Raw genomic sequence first — 21,285 nt, 5'->3', positions numbered from 1 at the left:
CCTGGACCTCAGCCTACCTGGCAGGTCGCAGGGCTCGGCCGGCCCGACTCCCGGTCGCCGGCCGCCCGCTACTGGTAGGAGTAGAACCCGGCCTCGGCGATGCGGCGACGCTCCTCGGCGCTGACGTCGATGTCGGCGGGCGAGAGCAGGAAGACCTTGGTCGCGACCTTGTCGAAGGAGCCGCGCAGCGCGAACGCCAGGCCGGCGGCGAAGTCGACCAGACGCTTGGCGTCGGCGTTGTCCATCGACACCAGGTCCATGATCACCGGGGTGCCGTCGCGGAAGCGCTCACCGATGGTGCGGGCTTCGCTGTAGTCCTTGGGGCGCAGCGTGGTGATCTTGGCCAGCGGGCTGCCTTCCTCGAACAGTGCCGCCATCCGGCGGGGCTCCATCGCGAGCGCGCTCGCGCCACGGGTCGGCGGTGCGAAACGCGGTCCCGCACGGTCGAATTCGGGGCGCGGGGCACGCAGTCGGCCCTCGAAACGGGGCGCGTCGGCGTAGCCGCCGCGGTACGCGCCGGGCAGATCGTCGTACTCGCGGGCGGGCATGCGGTCGTCGAAGCCGCGCGGCTCGCGGCCGTAACCCTCGTCCTCGAACCGCTCTTCGGCCCCGCGGCGCGGGTAACCGCCACGCGCCGGACGTTCGTCGTCGTAGTACTCGTCGTCGTAATCGTCCATCGGCGCCATACCGAAGTAGGCCTTGACCTTGTGCAGAGTGCTCATCGCCTGCCCCTTCTAACGACTTCTGTCTGTGTTGTCTGTGATGAAGATGTGACTGGAGTGACTACTCAGGGTGACGTTAGAGGACGTTGACCCATCAACGCGGTTCCGACACGCACACAGGTGGATCCGTATCTCACCGCGATCTCCATGTCCCCGGACATCCCCGCCGACAGTCCGAGCCGCTGGGAGTAGGACTGCTGAACCCGGTCACGCTCGGCCTGCAGCCGGGCGAACGCATCCTCGGGGTCCCAGTCCAGCGGCGGGATACCCATCAGCCCCGCGAACTCCAGTGCGTCGATGGCATCCGTTGCGGCACAGAGCTCGTCGATCAGATCGGGGTTGGCGATATCGACCCCGCCACGGGCCGGGTCCCCGTCCAGGCTGATCTGCAGGTAGACCCGCAGCGGCTCGGTGCGCCGCCCGGCGCTGAGCTCCTGCTCCGCGCCGCCGCCGAGCGCGGCGATCAGCCGGGCACTGTCCACCGAATGCGCGGCGTAGGCCCAGCGCGCGATGGCGCGCGCCTTGTTGCGCTGAATGTGGCCGACCATGTGCCAGCGGATGGGGTCGTCCGGGAACTGTTCGGCGACCTGCTCGACTTTCTGGGCGGCCTCCTGCTCACGTGACTCGCCGAACTCCGAGCAGCCCAGCCGGCGCAGGATGACGACGTCGGAGGCCGGGAAGAACTTGGTGATGGGCAGCAGCTCGATGTCACGGACGGGCCGGCCCGCAGCCTCGGCGGCATGTGCCAGCCGGGTCCGCACCGCCGCCAGCGCGCCGGCCAGTTCGACGTCGCGATGGGTCTCGCCGGTCATTCCAGCCACACCAGGGACGCCAGCCGCCCGGTCGGTGCAGCGCGGCGGTGACTGAACAGTCTGGTGTCCTCGACGGTGCAGCGCGGATCGATGTCCACGGCCGTCACCCCCAGACCCGCCAGCTGTCGCGCCAGTCCGGCGCGGATGTCCAGACCCGGTGTCCCCTTGGCGGTGCGGCAGCGACTGCCCGGCAGCGCGGCCTCCACCTCGGCGGCCATCTCCGCGGGCACCTCATAGTTGCGTCCGCTCACCGCGGGACCCAGGAGCACCGAGATGTCGGCGACCGAGGCGCCCAGGGCCACCATCTGTTCGACGGTGCGCGGCACGATGCCGAGTTGGGCGCCGACCCGTCCCGCATGCGCGGCGCCGATGACGCCGGCGCGCGCATCCGCCAGCAGGACCGGGACACAGTCGGCGGACACCACCGCCAGTGCCAGCCGCCGGTTGGTGCTGACCAGGGCGTCGGTCTGGTCGACCGCGGTGGCGCGGGGTCCGTCCACGACGGCGACATTGGCCGAGTGCACCTGGTTCATCCAGACCACGGCGTCCTCGGCCAGTCCGAGGGCGGTGGCCAGTCGCCTCCGGTTGGCCGCGACCGCGGCCGGATCGTCGCCGACATGGTCACCGAGATTGAAGGTGTCGAACGGCCGCGCGGATACACCGCCCGCACGGGTGGTCGTCACGCGCCGAACCCGAACGGACACGGGAATCAGTGGCGCATGAACGGCGGCACGTCGACGTCGTCGTCGGAGATACCACCGTCGTCCGGACCGCCGATCTTCACCGTCGCGCCGTTGGTCTGCGCCGGGACCGAGATGGCGTCGGCGGGCTCGAACACACTGGAGCGCACCTTGCCTGCCGTGCCCGGCGCCACACCCGTGCCCGAAGCGCCTTCGCCGACAACCGGTTTGCGGCTGGGTCCGGTGCTGTCGAAGCCGGCGGCGATCACGGTGACGCGGACCTCGTCGCCGAGCGAATCGTCGATCACGGTGCCGAAGATGATGTTGGCCTCGGCGTGTGCGGCCTCCTGGACCAGCGAGGCGGCCTCGTTGATCTCGAACAGGCCGAGGTCACTGCCACCGGCGACCGAGAGCAGCACGCCCTGGGCACCCTCCATGGAGGCTTCCAGCAGCGGGGAGTTGATGGCGATCTCGGCGGCCTTGAGTGCCCGGCCGTCGCCGCGGGCCGAACCGATACCCATCAACGCGGTGCCCGCGCCACTCATCACACCCTTCACGTCGGCAAAGTCGACGTTGATCAGGCCGGGGGTGGTGATCAGGTCGGTGATGCCCTGCACACCGTTGAGCAGTACCTCGTCGGCGCTGCGGAACGCGTCCATCAGCGAGACGGCGGCGTCACCCATCTGCAGCAGCCGGTCATTGGGGATGACGATGAGGGTGTCGCAGCTCTCGCGCAGCGCATTGATGCCGTTCTCGGCCTGGTTCGAGCGGCGCTTGCCCTCGAACGAGAACGGCCGGGTCACCACGCCGACGGTCAGCGCGCCGAGCTTGCGGGCGATCGTGGCGACGACCGGCGCACCACCGGTGCCGGTGCCGCCGCCCTCGCCGGCGGTCACGAACACCATGTCCGCGCCGCGCAGCAGTTCCTCGATGTCGTCCTTGGCGTCCTCGGCCGCCTTGCGACCGACCTCCGGGTCGGCGCCGGCACCCAGGCCACGGGTGGAGTCGCGGCCCACGTCGAGCTTGACGTCGGCGTCGCTCATCAACAACGCCTGCGCGTCGGTGTTGATGGCGATGAATTCCACGCCCTTGAGTCCGTGCTCGATCATCCGGTTGACGGCGTTCACGCCGCCGCCGCCGATGCCGACCACCTTGATAACGGCGAGGTAGTTATGCGGGGGGGTCATCGCGGTCGCCCTTTCCTGCCCTGATGTCGATGTCTCTGATGTCGGTGCCTCTGAGCGAAACCCTCAACCTCAACCATAGGCTTAGAGTTATGTCAAGTAGTTCCGTGCAAACAGAACGGTAGGGCGACGCGGCGCAGGATCATCGCAGGCGCGCCGAAACGCCGAGACAATTTCTGTGTTCACCGCACCCGTTTCGGGGCCCGGCTACTTGACGGTCGGCAGATCCGGGCTGGACACGTCGTAGATCTGCCCGGGTTGGGTGAGCAACGCGGCGAGCTTGAGCGCCTTCTCCTCAGTGCGGTCGGTGGTGCCCCACACCACTTTCCGGCCGTCGAACAGGATCAGCGTGATGGCCGCCACCGAGGGCGCCTCGACCCGGCTCACCTGACCCGACACCTCCGGCGGCAGCGAGATGAGGACCTCGAGCGCGGCCTTGGTGGCCGGATCGTTGGGGCCCGGCGTCTCGGTGTCTATATAAGGAAGGCCGGGCGGCGGCGGGGCGGTCACGAAGTCGACACCGTCGCGGTCGAACAGGTGCGGTCCGTCCGGATAGTCCTTGACCACCATGGGGATCCGCTCCTCCACCGTGATGCGCAGGGTGGACGGGTACTCGCGCTGCACCCGGGCGCTGGCAACCCGCCGGATCGAGGCCACCCGCTCGGCCACCGTGTCGGTGTCGATCTGCAGCAGCGGCGTACCGGGTCTGACCGCGGCCGCCTCGCGGACCTCGTCCTCGGTGATCGCGGCCAGGCCGGTGATCACCGTCGCACGCGCCGACATGATCGGGGTGAAGTAGAGCAGCAGGCCCGCGCCCACCACCAACACCGCGATCAGCACCGTCCACATCAAAACCTTGAGTCCACGGATCACCCCGCGGTGTGACGGTTTCGGCTGCTCGGCCTGCCCGAGGACGCGGCGCTTGGCTTCCCGACGGCCCTGCTCGATGGCCATGGCGCGCGCCTGCGCGGCCCGGCGCTCCTCCCGTTCGCGGCGGGCCCGGCGACGCGGCCCCTCGAAGTCCTGCTCGGAAGCCGCTTCGGCGTCCTCGGCGCCGGCGGCTGCCGTGTCGGCGGTTTCGTCGGCCGCCGCATCGGCGATGTCCTCGGCCGCCGCGTCGGGGGCCGAGGACGTTTCGGGCTCCTCCTGCCCGTCGGCCGGGTCGGCCATCTAGGGCACCGTCCGGTCGGTCATCTATCGCGCCATCCGGTCGGCCCGTGCATCCAGGGCGCTGAGGATCTCGCGGGACAACAGGGTGACATCGCCGGCGCCCATCGTCACCACCACGTCCGACGGCGCGGCCACCGCGGCCACGCGGTCGGCGACCGCCGAGAAATCCGGGACGTAGTGCACCGGCACGGTGACGTGCTCGGCGATGCTGCGCCCGCTGACCCCGGCGATCGGCTGTTCGCGCGCCGCGTAGACGTCCAGCACGAACACCTCGTCGGCGGTGCTCAGTGCCGCACCGAACTCGCGGGCGAAAGTCTGTGTGCGCGTGTACAGATGCGGCTGGAACACGACGATGGCGCGGCCGGCGGATTCGTCGGCCAGGGTGCGCAGCGCCGACAGCGCGGCCGACACCTTGGTCGGGTGATGGGCATAGTCGTCGAACACCTTGACCCCGGCCGACACCCCGACCAGCTCGAACCGGCGGCGGACACCCTCGAAATCGGCCAGCGCCTCCAGCACCACCTCGGGATCCGCGCCCGCCTCGGTCGCCGCGAGCAGCGCGGCCAGCGCGTTGAGCGCCATGTGCCGGCCGGGCACCAGCAACCGCATGGTCCGCGGCCTGTCCTCCCCCGCCAACTGCAGTTCGGCCACCGCGCTGGTGCCGTGCTGTTCCCAGCTCAGCAATGCGCCGGCCAGGTCGTCCCGCCCGCCGGACCCGTAGCGCAGCACCCGGATGCCCAGGGCCGCAGTGCGTTCGGCGAGCGCGGCCGCTCCCGGATCGTCGACGCAGACCACGAGTGCGCCACCGGGCTGCAACCGCTCCATGAACGCGTCGAACACGTCGATGTAGGCCTGCTCGCTGCCGAAGAAGTCGAGATGGTCGGCCTCGACGTTGGTCACCACCGCGATGTCGGGCCGGTACTGCACCAGCGACCCGTCGCTCTCATCTGCCTCGGCGACGAAGTAGGGGCCGCTGCCGTGGTGGGCGTTGGTGCCGGCCGCGCCGAGCTCTCCACCGACGGCGAAGGACGGGTCGAATCCGCAGTGCTGCAACGCCACGATGAGCATGGACGTGGTGGTGGTCTTGCCGGCGGTGCCGGTCACCATCAGCGTCTTGTCACCGGCCATCAGGTCGGCCAGCACCACCGGGCGCAGGATCACCGGGATGCCGCGGCGGCGTGCCTCGACGAGTTCGGGATTGGTCTTGGGGATGGCCGCGTGGGTGGTGACCACCGCGGTGGGGCCGCCGTCGAGCATGTCCAACGCCGACGCGTCGTGCCCGATTCGGATCTCCGCGCCGCGGGCCCGCAGCGCCGAGATGCCGCGGGATTCCTTGGCGTCCGAACCGGAGACCTGACCGCCGCGGTCCAGCAGGATGCGGGCGATACCGGACATGCCGGCACCACCGATTCCGACCATGTGCACGCGCTGCAGTTGTGGCGGTAGACCCTTCATCGCACGGCCTTTCGGTCGGTGCGGCCCTGACGCGCCACCTCGAGCGCCACTTCGGCGACGCGGCGGGCCGCGTCACGGTGCCCGGCCAGCGCGGCGGCCGTGGTCATCCTCTGCAGCCGGTCGGTGTCGGCGAGCACCGGCACCACGGTGTCGGCCACCTTCTGCGGTGACAGGTCGGCGTCGTCGAGCAGCAGGCCGCCGCCGGCGTCGACCACCGGAAGTGCGTTGAGTCGTTGCTCACCGTTGCCGATCGGCAGCGGCACGTAGACCGCGGGCAGGCCGATCGCACTGACCTCGGCGACCGTCATCGCGCCGGACCGGCAGATGGCCAGGTCCGCGGCCGCGTAGGCCAGGTCCATCCGGTCCAGGTAGGGCACCGCGACGTAGCGGACGCCGGGCGTACCGGACAGGTCCGGCAGTTCCAGGGTGTTCTTCGGCCCGTGTGCGTGCAGCACCGAAATACCCTTGGCGGCAAGTGCTTCGGCCGCACCGGAGACCGCCCGGTTGATCGATTGGGCGCCCTGGGATCCGCCGAACACCAGCAGCACCCGGGCGTCGTCGGCGAACCCGAAGGCGGCGCGCGCCTGCGCGCGCAGCGCAACCCGGTCCAGGGCGGTGATGCTGGCCCGCACCGGCACACCGACCACCTCGACCCGGCCGAGGCCCGGATCGGGCACCGCCGAGAGCACGCGCTGAGCCGACCGCGCGCCGAGCTTGTTGGCCCATCCGGCGCTCGCGTTGGCCTCGTGGATCACCACCGGGACACCGGGTCGCCGCGGCCCGCGCCGGGCGGCCAGGTAGGCGGGCACCGACACGTAGCCGCCGAAACCGATGACCACGTCGACGTGGACGTCGTCGAACACCGCCCGGGTCTCGCGGACGGCACTGCGCACCCGCAGCGGCAGCCGCAACAGATCCTTCGACGGTTTGCGCGGCAGCGGTACCGGCGTGATGAGTTGCAGGTCGTAGCCGCGTTCAGGAACCAGCCGGGTCTCCAGACCACGCTGGGTGCCCAGTGCGGTGATGCGCACCTGCGGTTCCAACTCGGTCAGTGCATCGGCCACGGCCATCGCGGGTTCGACGTGTCCCGCCGTGCCGCCCCCCGCCAGAACGACCGATATCGTGCTCACCCGTAACGCTGACCTTCCAATGACCGGCCTCGTCCCTGTGAACGCGGCTGTTGGCCACGGCCCTGCCGTGGCGCCTCGGATTGACCCCGGCGCGCGGTTTTCACCGGCCGGCCGGAGCCTCGACCCTCTCCATGATGCCCTGCGTGTCGGGTCGCACCTTCGCCAGGATGGTCACTTCGGCGCGAACCCGCGGTCCTGGCCGCCGGGGCGGCCCGGCGGGGCTTCTTGGCATTGCCGGCGGCGCGGTTCTTGGCCGCCGATTTCGCGGGCGATTTGGACGGCGCCTTCTTGACGGCCTTCTTGGCGGCCTTGCCGTCCTTGGTGCGCAGCCGGTCGCGCGCCACCTCCAGGCGACTGGGCACATACGGCGCGGGCAACGGCAGCCGCAGCAGTCGGTTGACGCGGTCGTCCCGGCCGGCGCGCAACGCGGCCACCGCCTCCGGTTCGTGCCGGGCGGCGTTGGTGATCACGCCGAGGATCAGCAGGGTGGTCGCCGTCGAGGTACCGCCGGCGGAGATGAGCGGCAGCTGCAGGCCGGTCACCGGCAGCAGGCCCACCACGTAACCGACGTTGATGAAGGCCTGCCCGATCACCCACAGCGTGACGGTGGCGGTGAGCAGACGCAGGAAGGGGTCGGCCGAGCGGCGCGCGATGCGCATGCCGGTGTAGGCGAACAGCCCGAACAGGCACAGCAGCCCGGCCGCGCCGATGTAGCCGAGTTCCTCGCCGATGATGGCGAAGATGAAGTCGTTGTGCGCGTTGGGCAGATAGTTGTACTTGGCGCTGCCCTGACCGAGGCCGTCACCGAAGATGCCGCCGTTGGCCAGCGCGTAGCGGGCCTGCCGGGCCTGGTACCCCGAGCCCTGGCCGTCGGCCATCGGATTGAGCCAGGACTGCACGCGGGCGGAACGGTAACCGGCGGACAACGCCAGCACCCCGCCGGCGAGGATCACCGCACCCATCGAGCTGAGGAACACCCGCAGCGGCAGGCCCGCGTACCAGAGCAGGCCGAGCACGATGATGCTCAGCGACAACGTCTGCCCGAGGTCGGGCTGCAGCACGATGAGAGTCAGGGCCAGGCCGGCGGCCGGCACCAGCGGAATCAGCATCTCGCGCAGGCTGGCCTGTTCCATCCGGCGGGCCGCCAGCAGGTGCGCACCCCAGATGGCCAACGCGATCTTGGCCAGCTCGGAGGGCTGCATGGAGAATCCGCCGAACACGAACCAACCGCGGGAGCCGTTGGCGATCGTGCCGATCCCCGGGATGAGCACCAGCACCAGCAGCACGATGCTGATCGCGAAGCCCGGGAAGGCCAGCCGGCGCATCAGCGAGATCGGCATGCGTAGCGCGAGGTAGAACAACACCAGGCCGACGGCTGTCCACATCACCTGCTTGGCGAAGACCGTCCAGGGCGAGCCGCCGGTGTCGTAGGAGTACACCCCCGATGCGGACAGCACCATGATCAGGCCGAGGCTGATCAGGATGGCGGCCACCGCGATGATCAGATGGAAGGACGTCATCGGCCGGCTCAGCCAGACACCGAAGCGGGTCCGCGGCTGGTCGACCGTCGCGGTGATGGCGGGTTTCGCCGCGCCGTCCTCGGCAGCTTTGCCGGGGCGTCGCAGCCGTGACCGCAGGCCACCCAGTGGATTCTTCACACGCAACCCACAGAAGTCACAGGCGTAACGCCAGCCCCACTAGTCCCCGGCACCCCAGAATCCTCCCCCGTCCCACGGCGTGCGGCGCGGATATCAGGGGCGTGTCGCCCGATCGAAGATGCCAGCTAACGCGATGGAGACCGGATGGTGGCCGCGACGATATGAAACCGGCCGCCGGACAGCTGTCGGCGAACGAGTGAACTACGCGCCGACGACCCCCGAGCGCGGCGCCTACGCGCCGACGATGCTGAGCCACTCGCCGTAGAACAGCGCCACACCCAGACCACACGCAATCGCGGTCAACAACCAGAACCGGATGATCACCGTCGTCTCCGCCCAACCCACCAACTCGAAGTGATGGTGGAACGGCGCCATCCGGAACACCCGCCGCCCGGTGGTCCGGAAGGCCAAGATCTGCACCACCACCGAGGTCACCTCGGCCACGAACAGCGCGCCCAGCACCACCGCCAGGATCTCGGTGCGACTGGTCACCGACAGACCGGCGATGACGCCACCGAGGGCCAGCGAACCGGTGTCACCCATGAAGATCTTGGCCGGCGCGGCATTCCACCACAGGAACCCGATGCAGGCGCCCGCGGTCGCCGCGGCCACCAACGCCAGATCCAGCGGATCGCGCACGTTGTAGCAGCCCAGCCCGGGGCTGGTCGCGCAGGCGTTGCGGTACTGCCAGAAGGTGATGAGCACGTACGCGGCACTTACCATGGCCATCGCACCGGCGGCCAGCCCGTCCAGGCCGTCGGTCAGGTTCACCGCATTCGACCAGGCGCTGACCAGGATCACCACGAACAACACGAACACCAGCGGCGGCAACGTCACGGTGGCGATCTCGCGCACGTAGGACAGTTGCGCGCTGCCCGGGGTCAGCCCCTCGGCATTGCTGAACTGCAGCACCAGCACGCCGAACAGCACCGCGGCGGTCAACTGACCGATGGACTTGGCACGCTTGTTCAGGCCCAGGTTGCGGGACCGTCGGATCTTGATCAGATCATCGATGAACCCGACGATGGCCAGCGCGGTGGCCAGCCCGAGCACCAGCAGGCCGGACGCCGACGGGCCCTCCCCGCCGAACGCCAGCCCGACCAGGTGAGTGCCCAGGTAACCGGCCCAGATGCCGGTGATGATCGCGACGCCGCCCATCGACGGGGTGCCGCGCTTCTTCTGATGGCTGGCCGGGCCGTCCTCGCGGATCTCCTGGCCGAATCCCTGTTTGGTGAACAGCCGGATCAGCACCGGGGTCAAGACGATGGAGACCGCCAGCGCGATGGCGACCGCGAACAGGATCTGCTTCACCGGTGTCAGCCCTCCTCGGCGAGCTGATCGGCCAGGGCACCGAGCCCGGCCGCATTGGAGGCCTTCACCAGCACGATGTCTCCCTCGGCGAGTTCGGCGCGCAGCAACGCCAGCGCGGCGTCGGCGTCGGGCACCTGGATGGCTTCACTGCCCCACGAGCCCTCCATCACCGCCCCCTGCTGCATGGCGCTCATCGCTCTCCCGGTTCCCACGACTATCAGACGAGACACATCTAAGCGCACGGCGAACCGGCCGATGCGATCGTGTTCGGTTATCGCATCGTCCCCGAGTTCACCCATCTCGCCCAGAACGGCCCAGCTACGCCGCTTCTGCCCGGCCGGCCCGGCGGACTGACGGGCCATCCACGCCAGTGCCTTGAGTGCGGCCATCATCGAGTCGGGATTGGCGTTGTAGGCGTCGTTGATCACCGTCACCCCGTCGCCGCGGGTGCTGACCTGCATCCGGCGGGCCGATACCGGGCCGGCCCCGCCGAGCGACTCGGCGACCTGCGCCGGGTCGGCGCCGCACTCCAGTGCCACCGCCGCGGCACACAGTGCGTTGGACACCTGATGCTCCCCGTGCACCGCCAGCGCGACGTCCACCGACCGGTCACCGGCGTGCAGCGTGAAGCGCGGGCGGGCCAGCTCGTCGAGCGTCTCGTCCGACGACCAGATATCGGCACCGGCCCCGCGTGACACCCGCACCACCCGGGCCGCGGTCCGCTCGGCCATCGCCGCGACGGCCGAGTCATCGGCGTTGAGTATCACCACCCCGGACGACGGGACAGCTTGCGGCAGTTCAGATTTGGTAGCCGCGATGATCTCGCGTGAACCGAACTCGCCGAGATGGGCGGTGCCGACATTGAGCACCACCCCGATCGAGGGCGGCGCGATCGCGGCCAGCGCCGCGATATTGCCGGGATGGCGCGCCGACATCTCCAGGATCAGGAAATCGGTCTCGGTGGTGGACTGCAGCACCGTCCACGGATGGCCGAGTTCGTTGTTGAACGATCCGGGCGGTGCGACCACCGCACCGAGCGGTGCCAGCACCGCGGCCAGCAGATCCTTCGTCGAGGTCTTGCCCGAGGATCCGGTGACCCCGATGATCCGCAGCCCCCCGGCCACCAGTTCGGCGGCGACCGCCGACGCGAGCCGGGCCAGTGCGGCCAGCACGGCGGCACCCGAACCGTGGGCGTCGTCGTGTTCCAGTGCGCCCGAGGCGGTGTCGGCGGCATCGGCGGGCGGCACGACGATCGCCGGCACCCCCACCGGGCGGGCGGCGAGCACGGCCACCGCGCCCGCGGCCACCGCGCCGGCCGCGAAATCGTGTCCGTCGGACCGCGCACCCGGCAGCGCCAGGAACAACCCGCCCTCGGTGATCTTCCGCGAATCGAACTCGACGGTGCCGGTGACCCTGGTCGCGGCCGCCTCCTCGGCGGTGATGTCGGCCAGTTCGCCGCCGACGATGTCGGCCACCTGCGCCAGCGTCAGCGCGATCATCGGGTCTGCCTCTCCAGTGCCTCTGCCAATTCCACCCGGTCGTCGAACGGGCGGGTGGTGCCCCGGCTGGTCTGCCCGGACTCGTGCCCCTTACCCGCGATCAGCACCACGTCCCCGGCGCGCGCCCAGTCGACGGCATAGTCGATGGCGGCGCGGCGGTCCCCGACCTCGACGACCTCGGCGTGCCCCCCGCGGGTACCGGCCAGCACCGCCGCCCGGATCACCGCCGGGTCCTCGTCGCGCGGGTTGTCGTCGGTGACCACCGCCAGATCGGCCAGCTCCGCGGCCACCCGGCCCATCGGTTCCCGTTTACCCGCGTCCCGGTTCCCGCCGGCCCCGAACACCACCGCAAGCCTGCCGCCGGCGGGCAGCTGGGCGCGCAGCGTTTGCAGTACCGCTTCCAGCGCCCCCGGCTTGTGCGCGTAGTCGACCAGCGCCAGAAAGCCCTGACCGCGGTCGACGCTCTCCAGCCGGCCGGGCACCGCCGCGGCCCGCAGACCGGGGGCGCTCTGTTCCGGCGACACCCCGACCACGTCGAGCAGCGCCACCGCCAGCAGGGCGTTGGCGATGTTGTAGTGCCCGGGCAGCGCGATCTGCAGCGTGTGCCGCGCCCCGGCCGGGTCGACGGCGACGAACTCCTGCGCACCGTGTCCCACCGTGCGCACCGCCGCGACGGTCCAGTCGGCGCCGGTGTCCCCGGTGCTGACCCGCACCGGCGCGACGGAGCGCGAGGCGATCTCACGACCGGCTTCGTCGTCCACACACACCACCGCGTGCGCGGCATGGGTCGGCGAGTCCGGCTCGAACAGCCGGGCCTTGGCGTCGAGGTAGTCCTGCATCGTCGGATGGAAGTCGAGGTGATCCCGGGACAGATTGGTGAAACCGCCGGCCTGGAACGCGGTGCCGTCCACCCGGCCCAGCGTCAGCGCGTGGCTGGACACCTCCATCACCACGGTGTCCACCCCGCGTTCGACCATCACCGCCAGCAGGGCCTGCAGGTCCGGGGCCTCCGGGGTGGTCAGCGCACTGGGCTCGTCGCGGCCGTCGATGCGGATCCCGACCGTGCCGATCAGTCCGGCGGTGCGGCCCGCGGCCCGCAAACCGGCCTCGACCAGGTAGGTGGTGGTCGTCTTGCCGGACGTGCCGGTGATCCCGATGACCCGCAGCGCCTGTGACGGATATCCGTAGACCGCGGCGGCCAGGCCGCCGAGCACCGCGCGGGGTTCGGGATGCACCAGCACGGGTGCGCCCAGGTCGGCGGCCAGGTGCTCGGCCCCCGCCGGATCGGTCAGTACCGCAATGGCTCCCGCGGCCACCGCGTCCACGGCGAACCTCGCCCCGTGCGCGGAACCACCGGGCAACGCAGCGAACAGGTCTCCGGGGCGTACGTCCTGGCTGCGCAGCGTCACGCCGGTGACGCGGAGGTCAGCCGGGTGCGGCGCCGCGACCCCGATCCGCTCGGCCAGCGATCCGAGCAATTCACCGACGGGATGGGAGGGACGCAGTTTCATGGCCTTGCCACAGTACCGGGGCAGCGGATCGACGCTCGGTGCGGCGCGGCCGCGCTCAGGTGACCTGCAGGGTGAGCGGCGGGCCCGGATCCGGCGACAACGGCACGTTCTCGCGCTGCAACAGCCAGGACGCGATGTTGTGGAACAGCGGCGCCATGGTGGTGCCGGGCTGTCCGTCGGCGGTGCGGTGCGGGTTGTCGGCCATGATGCCGACGACGTAGCGCGGATTGTCCGACGGAGCCATCCCGGCGAAGGTGATCCAGTAGTGGTCGTCGTAGTAGCAGCCGCAGTTCGGGTTGATCTGCTGGGCGGTGCCGGTCTTGCCCGCGACCTGATAGCCCTCGACGGCCGCCTGCCAGCCGGTGCCCTGCTGGACACCGCGCGGATCGCGCTGCACGGTCGCGCGTAACAGGTTGCGCACCGCGGCCGCGGTCTCCGGTGAGACCACCCGGATTTCTTCCGGTCGTTCTTCCGTGGTGCGGGTGCCGTCGGCGGCGATGGTGGACTTGATGATCCGCGGCGGGACCCGCACCCCGTCGTTGGCAATAGCCTGATACATGCCGGTCATCTGCAGCAGGGTCATCGAAAGGCCCTGTCCGATGGGCAGGTTGGCGAACGAACTGCCCGACCACTGGTCGATGGGCGGTACCAGGCCGGCACTCTCACCGGGCAGCCCGATGCCGGTGCGCTGTCCCAGGCCGAACTTGCCGAGCATGTCGTAGAAGCGTTCCGGACCGATGCGCTGGGCCAGCATCAGGGTGCCGACGTTGGAAGACTTCCCGAAAACCCCGGTGGTGGTGTAGGAGTCGACGCCGTGCTGCCACGCGTCGCGCACCGTGACGCCGCCCATGTCGATGGAACCGGGGACCGACAGCACCTCGTCGGGGTTGGTCAGACCGAGCTCGATCGCCGTGGCGGCGGTGACGATCTTGTTCACCGAGCCGGGTTCGAACGGCGAGGACACCGCCGGATTGCCCATCTGCCGATGGCCCTGGCGGCCGACGTCCTGGGACGGGTCGAAGGTGTTGTCGTTCGCCATCGCCAGTACCTCACCGGATTTGGCGTCCAGCACCACGGCCGACACGTTGCCCGCGCCGGAGACGTCCTTGACCTGCTGCACCTGCTGCTGCACGTAGAACTGGATGTCGTCGTCCAGGGTGAGCTGCACGGTGGAGCCGTCGACGGCCTCGTGCCGGTTGCGCATGCTGCCCGGGATCATCACCCCGTCCGACCCGCGGTCATAGGTGACCGATCCGTCGGCGCCGGCCAGCTTCGCGTCCATGGAGTCTTCCAGGCCCAGCAGGCCGTGACCGTCCCAGTCGATGCCGCCGACAATGTTGGCGGCCAACGAGCCGCCCGGGTACTGCCGGATGTCCTGACGCTCGGAGCCGACCTCGGGGAACTTGTCCATGATCGCCTCGGCGACAGCCGGATCGACGGCGCGGGCCAGATAGGCGAAGGTGTCCTTGCTGGTGAGCTTGCGCAGCACGGTCTTGGCGTCCGGCTTGTTGTTCAGCCGGGTGGCGATCTCGTCGGCGATCTCCCGGAGCCGGTCGTCGGGGTCGGGCTCGTCGGGGTCCTTGGCCTTGGCCTCTTCGAGTTCCTTGCGGACCCGGACCGGCTGGAAGGTCAGCGCCCGGGCCTCGATGGTGAAGGCCAGTTTGTCGTGGTTGCGGTCGATGATGCTGCCGCGCACCGCCTTCTGCACATCGGTCACCTTGAGCTGACCGGCCGCTTCGGCGCGCAGGCCGGCGGCGTTGGAGATCTGCAGATTGAACAGCTGAGCGGCAGCCACCACCAGCACCAGAAAAATGACCACATTGCCGGCCCGGTGCCGGAACACGAACGAGGAACTGCGCAAACCGGTCTGCGCTTCGGCGTGCCGGACCCGCCGGTCCGTCGCGACGTGTTCCTGGGTCTTCTTGGATCGGCTCATGCGGCCGGTACTCCGGGGGCCTCGACGTGTTCCTCGAGAACCGGTGCCCGGGCGGGCGCCGGGGCGGGACCGAGGTTCTCCATGCCGCCGACCGGCCCGGGCTGGGCGGGCAGTTCCGGGGCCGCCAGATGCGGCAGTCCTTCTGCGGGCGGCAGATCGGCGATCGGCGGCGCCGCAGCCGGGTCAACCGGGGCGGCCAACGGGGCCACGGGGGCGGTCGGGTCAACCGGGGCGGCCAACGGGGCCGCGGGGGCGGCCGGGGCGAGCGGGGCCGTCAACGGGGTCGCCGCGGCCGGGGCGGGCGTCTCCCGAGGCGGGACCCGCACCACCACCTCGCGCGGATCGACGACCCGCGGCGCCGGTGCATCGCCGGTCGGCGCCGGACGCGCGGTGCGTCCGGGAGCCGAAGATTCCGGAACCACGTCGGGCAGCGGGGTGTTCAGCGGCGGCGGGGGTACGCCCTCGGCGGGTTTGGGTGTGCCCACCACCACCCAGGCCCCGGTGGGATCCTGCACCAGGTGGGCGGTGTCGCGGGACGGGATCATGCCAAGCTCACGGGCGGCCTCGGCCAGCGCCGGTGGGGCCTGGGCCTCCAGCACATCACGCTCGAGCGCTTCCTTCTGCTGCGCCAGAGCCTGATTCAGCTGGCGCGCGTGGCCGAGTTGGTAGGAGCGTTCGGCAGCGTCGGTGGACAGCCACAGCGTGACGCCCAGCCCGAGGCCGAGCGCACTGATGACCAGCACCACGAAGGGCACCCGGGAGACCAGCTCCCGCGGGTTGAATTCGATGGCCGCCAGCCGGGTGATCAGCCGTTCCCGCAGGGGTGGGCGGACGACCTTGGGGGCCTTGGCCTTACGTGCCTTGGCACGCGCCTTGGCCTGGCTGGCGTTCTTCGGCCTGGCCGGCCCGTCGACGGGCCGGCGAACCGGGGTGGTACGCGGAGCCGGGCGTTGCGGACGCTGCTCGGGGGCGCTGCGCCGCTTGCGGGCCGGCGCCTCGGCGCGTCCCCGGGCACGCTGGGGCTTGGCGCGGCGCGGCTCGTCGGTGCCACGCTGCGGTGCGGGTCGCTTCCCCCTCATGAGCCATCCTTTCCGGCAACCTTTTCCAACGCCCGCAAGCGCACCGAGGCACTGCGTGGATTTCGTTCGATCTCGTCGGCGTCGGCCTGCTCGGCCCCCCGGGTCAGTGATACGAATTCGGCCTCATAGCCCGGCAACTCGACCGGGAGGCCGGGTGGCGTGCGCGACGCCGTTGCGGCGGTGAACAGCCCTTTGACGATCTTGTCCTCCAGGGACTGGTAGGCCATCACCACGATGCGGCCTCCCCCGGACAGCGCGGCCAGCGACGCGGGCAACGCCTCGCGCAAGGAGTCGAGTTCGGCGTTGACCGCGATCCGCAGCGCCTGGAACGTGCGCTTGGCCGGGTGTCCACCGGTCCGCCGGGTGGCGGCCGGGATCGCCTCGTACAGCAACTCGACCAGTTCGCCAGTGGTGCGCAGCGGCTGGCGCGCCCGGCGCTTGACGATGCGGGCGGCGATCCGGCCGGCGAAGCGCTCCTCGCCGTACTCACGCAGAACCCGGGACAGGGCCCGCTCGTCGTAGGTATTGAGAATGTCGGCCGCCGTCAGCTCGGCGTCGGGATCCATCCGCATATCCAGCGGGGCATCGTGGGCGTAGGAGAAACCGCGGTCCACCAGATCCAGCTGCATCGAGGACACCCCGAGGTCGAAAAGCACTCCGTCGACCGTGATCTCGTCACGATCGGCCCAGTAGCCGTCGTAGCGGGTGCGGACGTGGCGGAAGCGGTCCCCGAACGGAGCCAGCCGCTCGGTGGCGATGCGCAGGGCGTTGGGGTCCCGGTCCAGCCCGACGACGTGCAACCCGGGCAGTTCGGTGAGGAAGCGTTCGGTGTGGCCGCCGGCCCCGAGGGTGGCGTCCACCAGCACCGCGCCGGTGCCGTCGGGATGGTGGCGGGTGAGCGCGGGCTTCAGCAGTTCGACGCAGCGGTCGATGAGAACGGGAACGTGCCCGTGCGGGCCGGAGTCTTGAGGCACTGCGACTCCCCTGTCGCGATGAGGCGCCCCTGCAACGGGGTCCCTGCCCGAGAAGATGGACCTGGCGTCGGGGAAGTACGCCAGGGCCGGATCGGGCAGAGGCCGCGTTGCACGGGCATCGGGTTCAGATGATGTCGCGAAGAGTGTCATCGCTGGCCGCGGAGAAGGTCTCTTCGTGGGTCTCCTGGTACTGCTGCCAGGCCTGGGCATCCCAGATTTCGAGGTGCCCCAGCGAACCGGTCACCACGCACTCTTTGGACAGGTTGGCGTACCGGCGGTGCTCGGCCGACAGGGTGATGCGGCCCTGTGCGTCGGGATGCTGTTCATCGGCACCGGCCGCCAGGTTTCGCACATAGGCGCGGGCCTGCGGGTCGCTGCGCGATGCCAGCATCGCCTTCTCGGCAAGCTTCTCGAACTCCGCGCGCGGGTAGACAGCCAGGCTGTGATCTTGGCTTTTGGTGACCATCAACCCTCCTGCCAGTGCGTCGCGGAACTTGGCGGGCAGTGTGAGCCGCCCCTTGTCGTCGAGCTTGGGCGTGTAGGTACCGAGAAACATCTCGCCACCTCCGACCACTCGGCTGGATTCCGAGTCGTTTCCGCCCGCTTCGCGAAGCTCCGGTTGCTCCGCTGTCCGCCACTTTACCCCACAATCCCCCACTTGGCTCCATTTGCTGCCACCGAGTTACCCGAACACCCCACTCCACACCGCCAGATCCCACGCCAACCCCGGGGCGGACATGGGGTCACCCCCGAGCGGCGCGATGAAAGACCAGCTCAGAGCGGAAAGCCTGCGGGCGGGAGCGCCGTGGGGAACGGTGGGGCAAAAGTGGGGGGAACACCCTGCCCGGGTCGACACGCCGCCCCGGCCCGCCGGTTCGCAGGCACAAAAAACGGGGTAGCTCGCCAATCGAGCTACCCCGGTGGGGAAATGTGGAGCGGGCCGGCGCGGCTCATCCGCGAGGGCCCGGACGTCCTACTCGTCGAAGCGACGACGGAAGCGATCCTCCATGCGGCTGGTGAACGATCCGCCGGCATTCTTGTTGCGCTTGGTCCGCGACGGCCCCGAGGACGACGCCGCCTTGTCGACCGGCACGGGCCCGCGCGGACCGGTGATGGCGAACACCACGCCGCCGAACATGACGATGAATCCGATGACGGACAGGATCGGGAAGCTACCGATCATCGTCGCCTTGATGGCCACGCCGGATACCAACATCGCCAGACCGACGACGAACAGTGCGACGCCCTGCAAGCGACGACGAGCCGACGGGGCCCGCAGATTGCCACCCCGAACACTGGAGGCGAATTTGGGGTCCTCGGCATAGAGCGCGCTTTCGATCTGGTCGAGCATGCGCTGCTCGTGATCGGAGAGTGGCATCCGTCCCTCCTAGTCCCGCGCCCGGTCCCGGCTGTTCCGGAACCTCTCATCTCGTGTGCTGTGCCCGCAGTCGCGGGCATCCGATCACCATGATACGAGGTCAATCTGAGCCGTACCACCTACTTCGTCCACGATTGTATGACCTCCGCCACCAAAGTCGGCCATCACCTCACCCGCATGAGCACAACCCCGGACCCGGGACCGATAATGAAGGTGATCGTCCGCACGACCGACCCCGCGAAGGACCACCCGTTGCCGACATATCTGGTCGACCTCTCGGCCGAGGTGATGCGTCGACGGTTGAACGAGGCGCTGACGGTGTACGTGGACGCGATGCACTATCCCCGCGGCACCGAGGAGCAGCGCGCCTCGATGTGGCTGGAACACACCCGCCGGGCCGGGTGGAAGGCCGTCGCCGCGCTGAGCACCACCGAACCCCTCGCAGAACCGGCCCCTGCGGACGCGGCCGAGGCGCTGGACACCGGGGAGCTGCTCGGCATCGCGTACGGCTACAGCGGCGCGCCCGACCAGTGGTGGCAGCAGCAGGTGGTGCACGGTCTGCGTCGCACCGGGGCCCAGCCCGACCAGACCGATGCGCTGCTCGGGGACTATTTCGAACTCACCGAACTGCACATCCACCCGCGCGCGCAGGGGCACGGACTCGGTGAGGCCCTGGCCCGCCGGTTGCTCAGCGGGCGCCCCGAGGCCCGGGTGCTGCTGTCCACTCCGGAGATCAACGGTGAGGCAAACCGCGCCTGGCGGCTGTACCGCCGGCTCGGCTTCGGGGATGTCATCCGGGACTACCACTTCGCCGGGGATCCCCGCGCGTTCGCCATCCTGGGCCGGTCGCTGCCCCTGGACTGACGGGGTCTGGCACGATGACCGGGTGTCCGTGCGCCCCCGTCGCCACCGGCTTTCAGCCCTGGTCCTGCTGCTGTTGATCGTCGTGCCGTTCGCCGTCGGCTGCGTCCGGGTACGTGCCTCGATCACGGTGTCCCCCGACGACCGGGTCTCCGGTCAGATCGTTGCCGCTGCCAAGCCCCGCGATGACGACGACAAGGGACCGCAGCTGCTGAACTCGCTGCCGTTCAGCAACAAGGTGGCCGTCTCCCGCTACGAGCGCGGTGACTACGTCGGCTCCCAGGCCGTGTTCTCCGACCTGACGTTCGCCGAACTGCCCCAGCTCGCGAACATGAACCGGGACGCCGCGGGGGTGGACATCTCCCTGCGCCGCGCCGGTGACCTGGTGATCCTGGAAGGCCGGGTCGACCTGACCTCGCTGAGCGACCCGGAGGCCGACGTCTCGCTGAGTGTGTCGTTCCCCGGCGAGGTGACCTCCACCAACGGCGACCAGGTGTCCACCGGCGTCGTGGAGTGGAAGCTCAAGCCCGGCGTGGTGACCACGATGAACGCCCAGGCCCGCTTCACCGATCCGAGCGCGCGCTCGTTCACCGCGGCCGCGATCTGGCTCGGGATCGGGTCGATGATCGTGGCGGGCGCCATCGGCGCGCTGGCCTGGATGAGCCGCGACCGGTCACCGCGCGTCGGATAGCCGGTCGGCTCGGCGGGCGTATTCGGCAACGCGACCGCATAATTGCGTGCTGGTAGGCCTCCGACTCCCATGAGTCGCCATGGAGGCTCTACGCTGAAGGCGCTCGGGGGAGCAAATCGGGACCAGAAAGGGGCGACCGCTGAGCGTGGATACAGCGGCACCGTCAGCCGCCGAGTTGGTACACGCCGTCATCGAACAGCTGCGGCTGTACCTGGCCGAGCGCCGGCGTGACGCGGCCTATATCGGCAGTGAATACGCGGAGCTGACGGCAGCCCTCGAGGAGTTCGTGCTGCGCGGCGGCAAACGGGTGCGACCGGCGTTCGCCTACTGGGGTTGGCGCGCGGTCGCCGGCCCGGACCGCACGTCCGACGCCGACGCGCTGCGGCTGTTCTCCGCATTGGAACTGTTGCACGCCTGCGCCCTGGCCCATGACGACGTGATCGACGCGTCGGCCACCCGGCGCGGGCTCCCCACCGTGCACCGGCACTTCGCCGACCTGCACCGGGAGAACAACTGGCGCGGGTCCGCCGAACAATTCGGCCTGTCCGCCGCGATCCTGCTCGGCGACCTGTCCCTGGTGTGGGCCGACGACATCGTCGCCACCGCGGATCTGCCCGCCGACGCGCACCTGCGGGTGCAGAAGGTGTGGGCCGACATCCGCACCGAGGTGCTCGGTGGCCAGTACCTCGACATCGTCGCGGAAGCCAAGGGCGCGGACTCGGTGTCCTCGGCCATGAACGTCAACACCTACAAGACCGCCTCCTACACCGTGTCGCGGCCGCTGCAGCTCGGGGCGGCCGCCGCCGCGGACCGCCCGGACGTGCAGGCCATCTTCCATCAGATCGGCACCGACCTCGGGGTGGCCTTCCAGCTGCGCGACGACGTCCTCGGGGTATTCGGCGACCCCGCGGTCACCGGTAAGCCGTCCGGAGACGATCTCCGCTCGGGCAAGCGCACCGTGCTGCTGGCCGAGGCCGTCGAACTGGCCGAGCAGACCGACCCGGCGGCCGCCAAGCTGCTGCGCGAATCCATCGGCACCGAGCTGACCGATGTGGGCGTCAAGGAAGTGTGCATGGCCATCGAGTCCGTGGGCGCCCTGGCCGCAGTGGAGAGCCGCATCGCCATGCTGCACCGCCGCGCCCTGGATGCCATCGAACAGGCCAAGATCGATCCGCAGGCCAAGGTCGGACTCGCCGAACTGGCCGGCCTGGCGTCGAATCGGCTCGCCTGAGGA

At 70.0% G+C, this 21,285-nt stretch carries 19 protein-coding genes; 3 read left to right on the top strand and 16 right to left on the bottom strand.

Translation table 11 applies throughout. The annotated features are described in order from the left end of the window. Positions 1-68: 68 nt before the first annotated feature. The 16 genes from V4U86_RS10410 to V4U86_RS10335 all read right to left on the bottom strand — a co-directional run bounded on the left by V4U86_RS10410 (position 69) and on the right by V4U86_RS10335 (position 18,499). On the bottom strand, positions 69-722 hold the full coding sequence (locus V4U86_RS10410; RefSeq protein WP_395311154.1) for a cell division protein SepF: 654 nt from the start codon (positions 720-722) through the stop codon (positions 69-71). Between the two features lie 65 nt (positions 723-787). Continuing rightward, positions 788-1,534 (bottom strand): YggS family pyridoxal phosphate-dependent enzyme, encoded by a 747-nt coding sequence (locus V4U86_RS10405; protein WP_395311153.1) that lies wholly within the window; start codon positions 1,532-1,534, stop codon positions 788-790. Further along, a complete protein-coding gene (gene pgeF, locus V4U86_RS10400) occupies positions 1,531-2,238 on the bottom strand; it encodes a peptidoglycan editing factor PgeF (protein WP_395311152.1) in 708 nt (235 codons plus the stop codon). Before pgeF ends, V4U86_RS10405 begins: the two co-directional genes overlap by 4 nt. Positions 2,239-2,243: 5 nt before the next feature. Next, positions 2,244-3,401 carry a cell division protein FtsZ gene (gene ftsZ, locus V4U86_RS10395; RefSeq protein WP_395311151.1) on the bottom strand — a complete coding sequence of 386 codons (1,158 nt, stop codon included), beginning with the start codon at positions 3,399-3,401 and terminating at the stop codon, positions 2,244-2,246. Positions 3,402-3,605: 204 nt separating this feature from the next. Beyond that, positions 3,606-4,568, bottom strand: a complete 963-nt coding sequence (locus V4U86_RS10390) for a cell division protein FtsQ/DivIB (protein WP_395311150.1) — start codon at positions 4,566-4,568, stop codon at positions 3,606-3,608. 24 nt (positions 4,569-4,592) lie between these two features. After that, positions 4,593-6,023 carry a UDP-N-acetylmuramate--L-alanine ligase gene (gene murC / locus V4U86_RS10385; protein ID WP_395311149.1) on the bottom strand — a complete coding sequence of 477 codons (1,431 nt, stop codon included), beginning with the start codon at positions 6,021-6,023 and terminating at the stop codon, positions 4,593-4,595. Beyond that, positions 6,020-7,153 (bottom strand): undecaprenyldiphospho-muramoylpentapeptide beta-N-acetylglucosaminyltransferase, encoded by a 1,134-nt coding sequence (gene murG / locus V4U86_RS10380; protein ID WP_395311148.1) that lies wholly within the window; start codon positions 7,151-7,153, stop codon positions 6,020-6,022. Before murG ends, murC begins: the two co-directional genes overlap by 4 nt. Next, positions 7,150-8,799: a putative lipid II flippase FtsW gene (ftsW, locus tag V4U86_RS10375; protein WP_395311991.1), complete on the bottom strand. Its 1,650-nt coding sequence runs from the start codon at positions 8,797-8,799 to the stop codon at positions 7,150-7,152. Before ftsW ends, murG begins: the two co-directional genes overlap by 4 nt. A 243-nt stretch (positions 8,800-9,042) precedes the next feature. After that, on the bottom strand, positions 9,043-10,122 hold the full coding sequence (mraY, locus tag V4U86_RS10370; protein ID WP_395311147.1) for a phospho-N-acetylmuramoyl-pentapeptide-transferase: 1,080 nt from the start codon (positions 10,120-10,122) through the stop codon (positions 9,043-9,045). A 5-nt stretch (positions 10,123-10,127) separates the two neighbouring features. Next, on the bottom strand, positions 10,128-11,621 hold the full coding sequence (locus tag V4U86_RS10365; RefSeq protein ID WP_395311146.1) for a UDP-N-acetylmuramoyl-tripeptide--D-alanyl-D-alanine ligase: 1,494 nt from the start codon (positions 11,619-11,621) through the stop codon (positions 10,128-10,130). After that, complete coding sequence (locus V4U86_RS10360; RefSeq protein ID WP_395311145.1) at positions 11,618-13,132, bottom strand: UDP-N-acetylmuramoyl-L-alanyl-D-glutamate--2,6-diaminopimelate ligase; 1,515 nt, start codon at positions 13,130-13,132, stop codon at positions 11,618-11,620. The genes V4U86_RS10365 and V4U86_RS10360 overlap by 4 nt, the downstream gene beginning before the upstream one ends. Positions 13,133-13,187: 55 nt before the next feature. Continuing rightward, on the bottom strand, positions 13,188-15,068 hold the full coding sequence (locus V4U86_RS10355) for a peptidoglycan D,D-transpeptidase FtsI family protein (RefSeq protein ID WP_395311144.1): 1,881 nt from the start codon (positions 15,066-15,068) through the stop codon (positions 13,188-13,190). Continuing rightward, a complete protein-coding gene (locus tag V4U86_RS10350; RefSeq protein WP_395311143.1) occupies positions 15,065-16,147 on the bottom strand; it encodes a hypothetical protein in 1,083 nt (360 codons plus the stop codon). The genes V4U86_RS10355 and V4U86_RS10350 overlap by 4 nt, the downstream gene beginning before the upstream one ends. Then, the gene (gene rsmH / locus V4U86_RS10345; RefSeq protein WP_395311142.1) at positions 16,144-17,271 is read right to left on the bottom strand and encodes a 16S rRNA (cytosine(1402)-N(4))-methyltransferase RsmH; all 1,128 of its coding nucleotides are present in this window, start codon (positions 17,269-17,271) and stop codon (positions 16,144-16,146) included. The genes V4U86_RS10350 and rsmH overlap by 4 nt, the downstream gene beginning before the upstream one ends. Further along, entirely contained in the window at positions 17,246-17,677 is a 432-nt protein-coding gene (gene mraZ, locus V4U86_RS10340; RefSeq protein WP_395311141.1) for a division/cell wall cluster transcriptional repressor MraZ, read from the bottom strand. Before mraZ ends, rsmH begins: the two co-directional genes overlap by 26 nt. Positions 17,678-18,094: 417 nt before the next feature. Beyond that, complete coding sequence (locus tag V4U86_RS10335) at positions 18,095-18,499, bottom strand: DUF3040 domain-containing protein (RefSeq protein ID WP_395311140.1); 405 nt, start codon at positions 18,497-18,499, stop codon at positions 18,095-18,097. A 252-nt stretch (positions 18,500-18,751) separates the two neighbouring features. On the opposite strand from V4U86_RS10335, the gene V4U86_RS10330 reads away from it, so the two are divergent. The 3 genes from V4U86_RS10330 (at position 18,752) to idsA2 (ending at position 21,282) form a co-directional block, all read left to right on the top strand. Then, positions 18,752-19,363, top strand: coding sequence for a GNAT family N-acetyltransferase (locus V4U86_RS10330; RefSeq protein ID WP_395311990.1), 612 nt, complete (start codon positions 18,752-18,754; stop codon positions 19,361-19,363). Positions 19,364-19,385: 22 nt separating this feature from the next. Continuing rightward, positions 19,386-20,051 carry an LppM family (lipo)protein gene (locus V4U86_RS10325; RefSeq protein ID WP_395311139.1) on the top strand — a complete coding sequence of 222 codons (666 nt, stop codon included), beginning with the start codon at positions 19,386-19,388 and terminating at the stop codon, positions 20,049-20,051. Between the two features lie 145 nt (positions 20,052-20,196). After that, positions 20,197-21,282 (top strand): bifunctional (2E,6E)-farnesyl/geranyl diphosphate synthase, encoded by a 1,086-nt coding sequence (gene idsA2, locus V4U86_RS10320; protein WP_395311138.1) that lies wholly within the window; start codon positions 20,197-20,199, stop codon positions 21,280-21,282. The last annotated feature ends 3 nt before the right edge of the window (positions 21,283-21,285 follow it).

The organism is Mycobacterium sp. AMU20-3851 (assembly GCF_043974665.1).
Classification (GTDB): domain Bacteria; phylum Actinomycetota; class Actinomycetes; order Mycobacteriales; family Mycobacteriaceae; genus Mycobacterium.
Note: the sequence above shows the minus strand (reverse complement) of the source record. Positions and strands in the feature narration are given on the sequence as shown.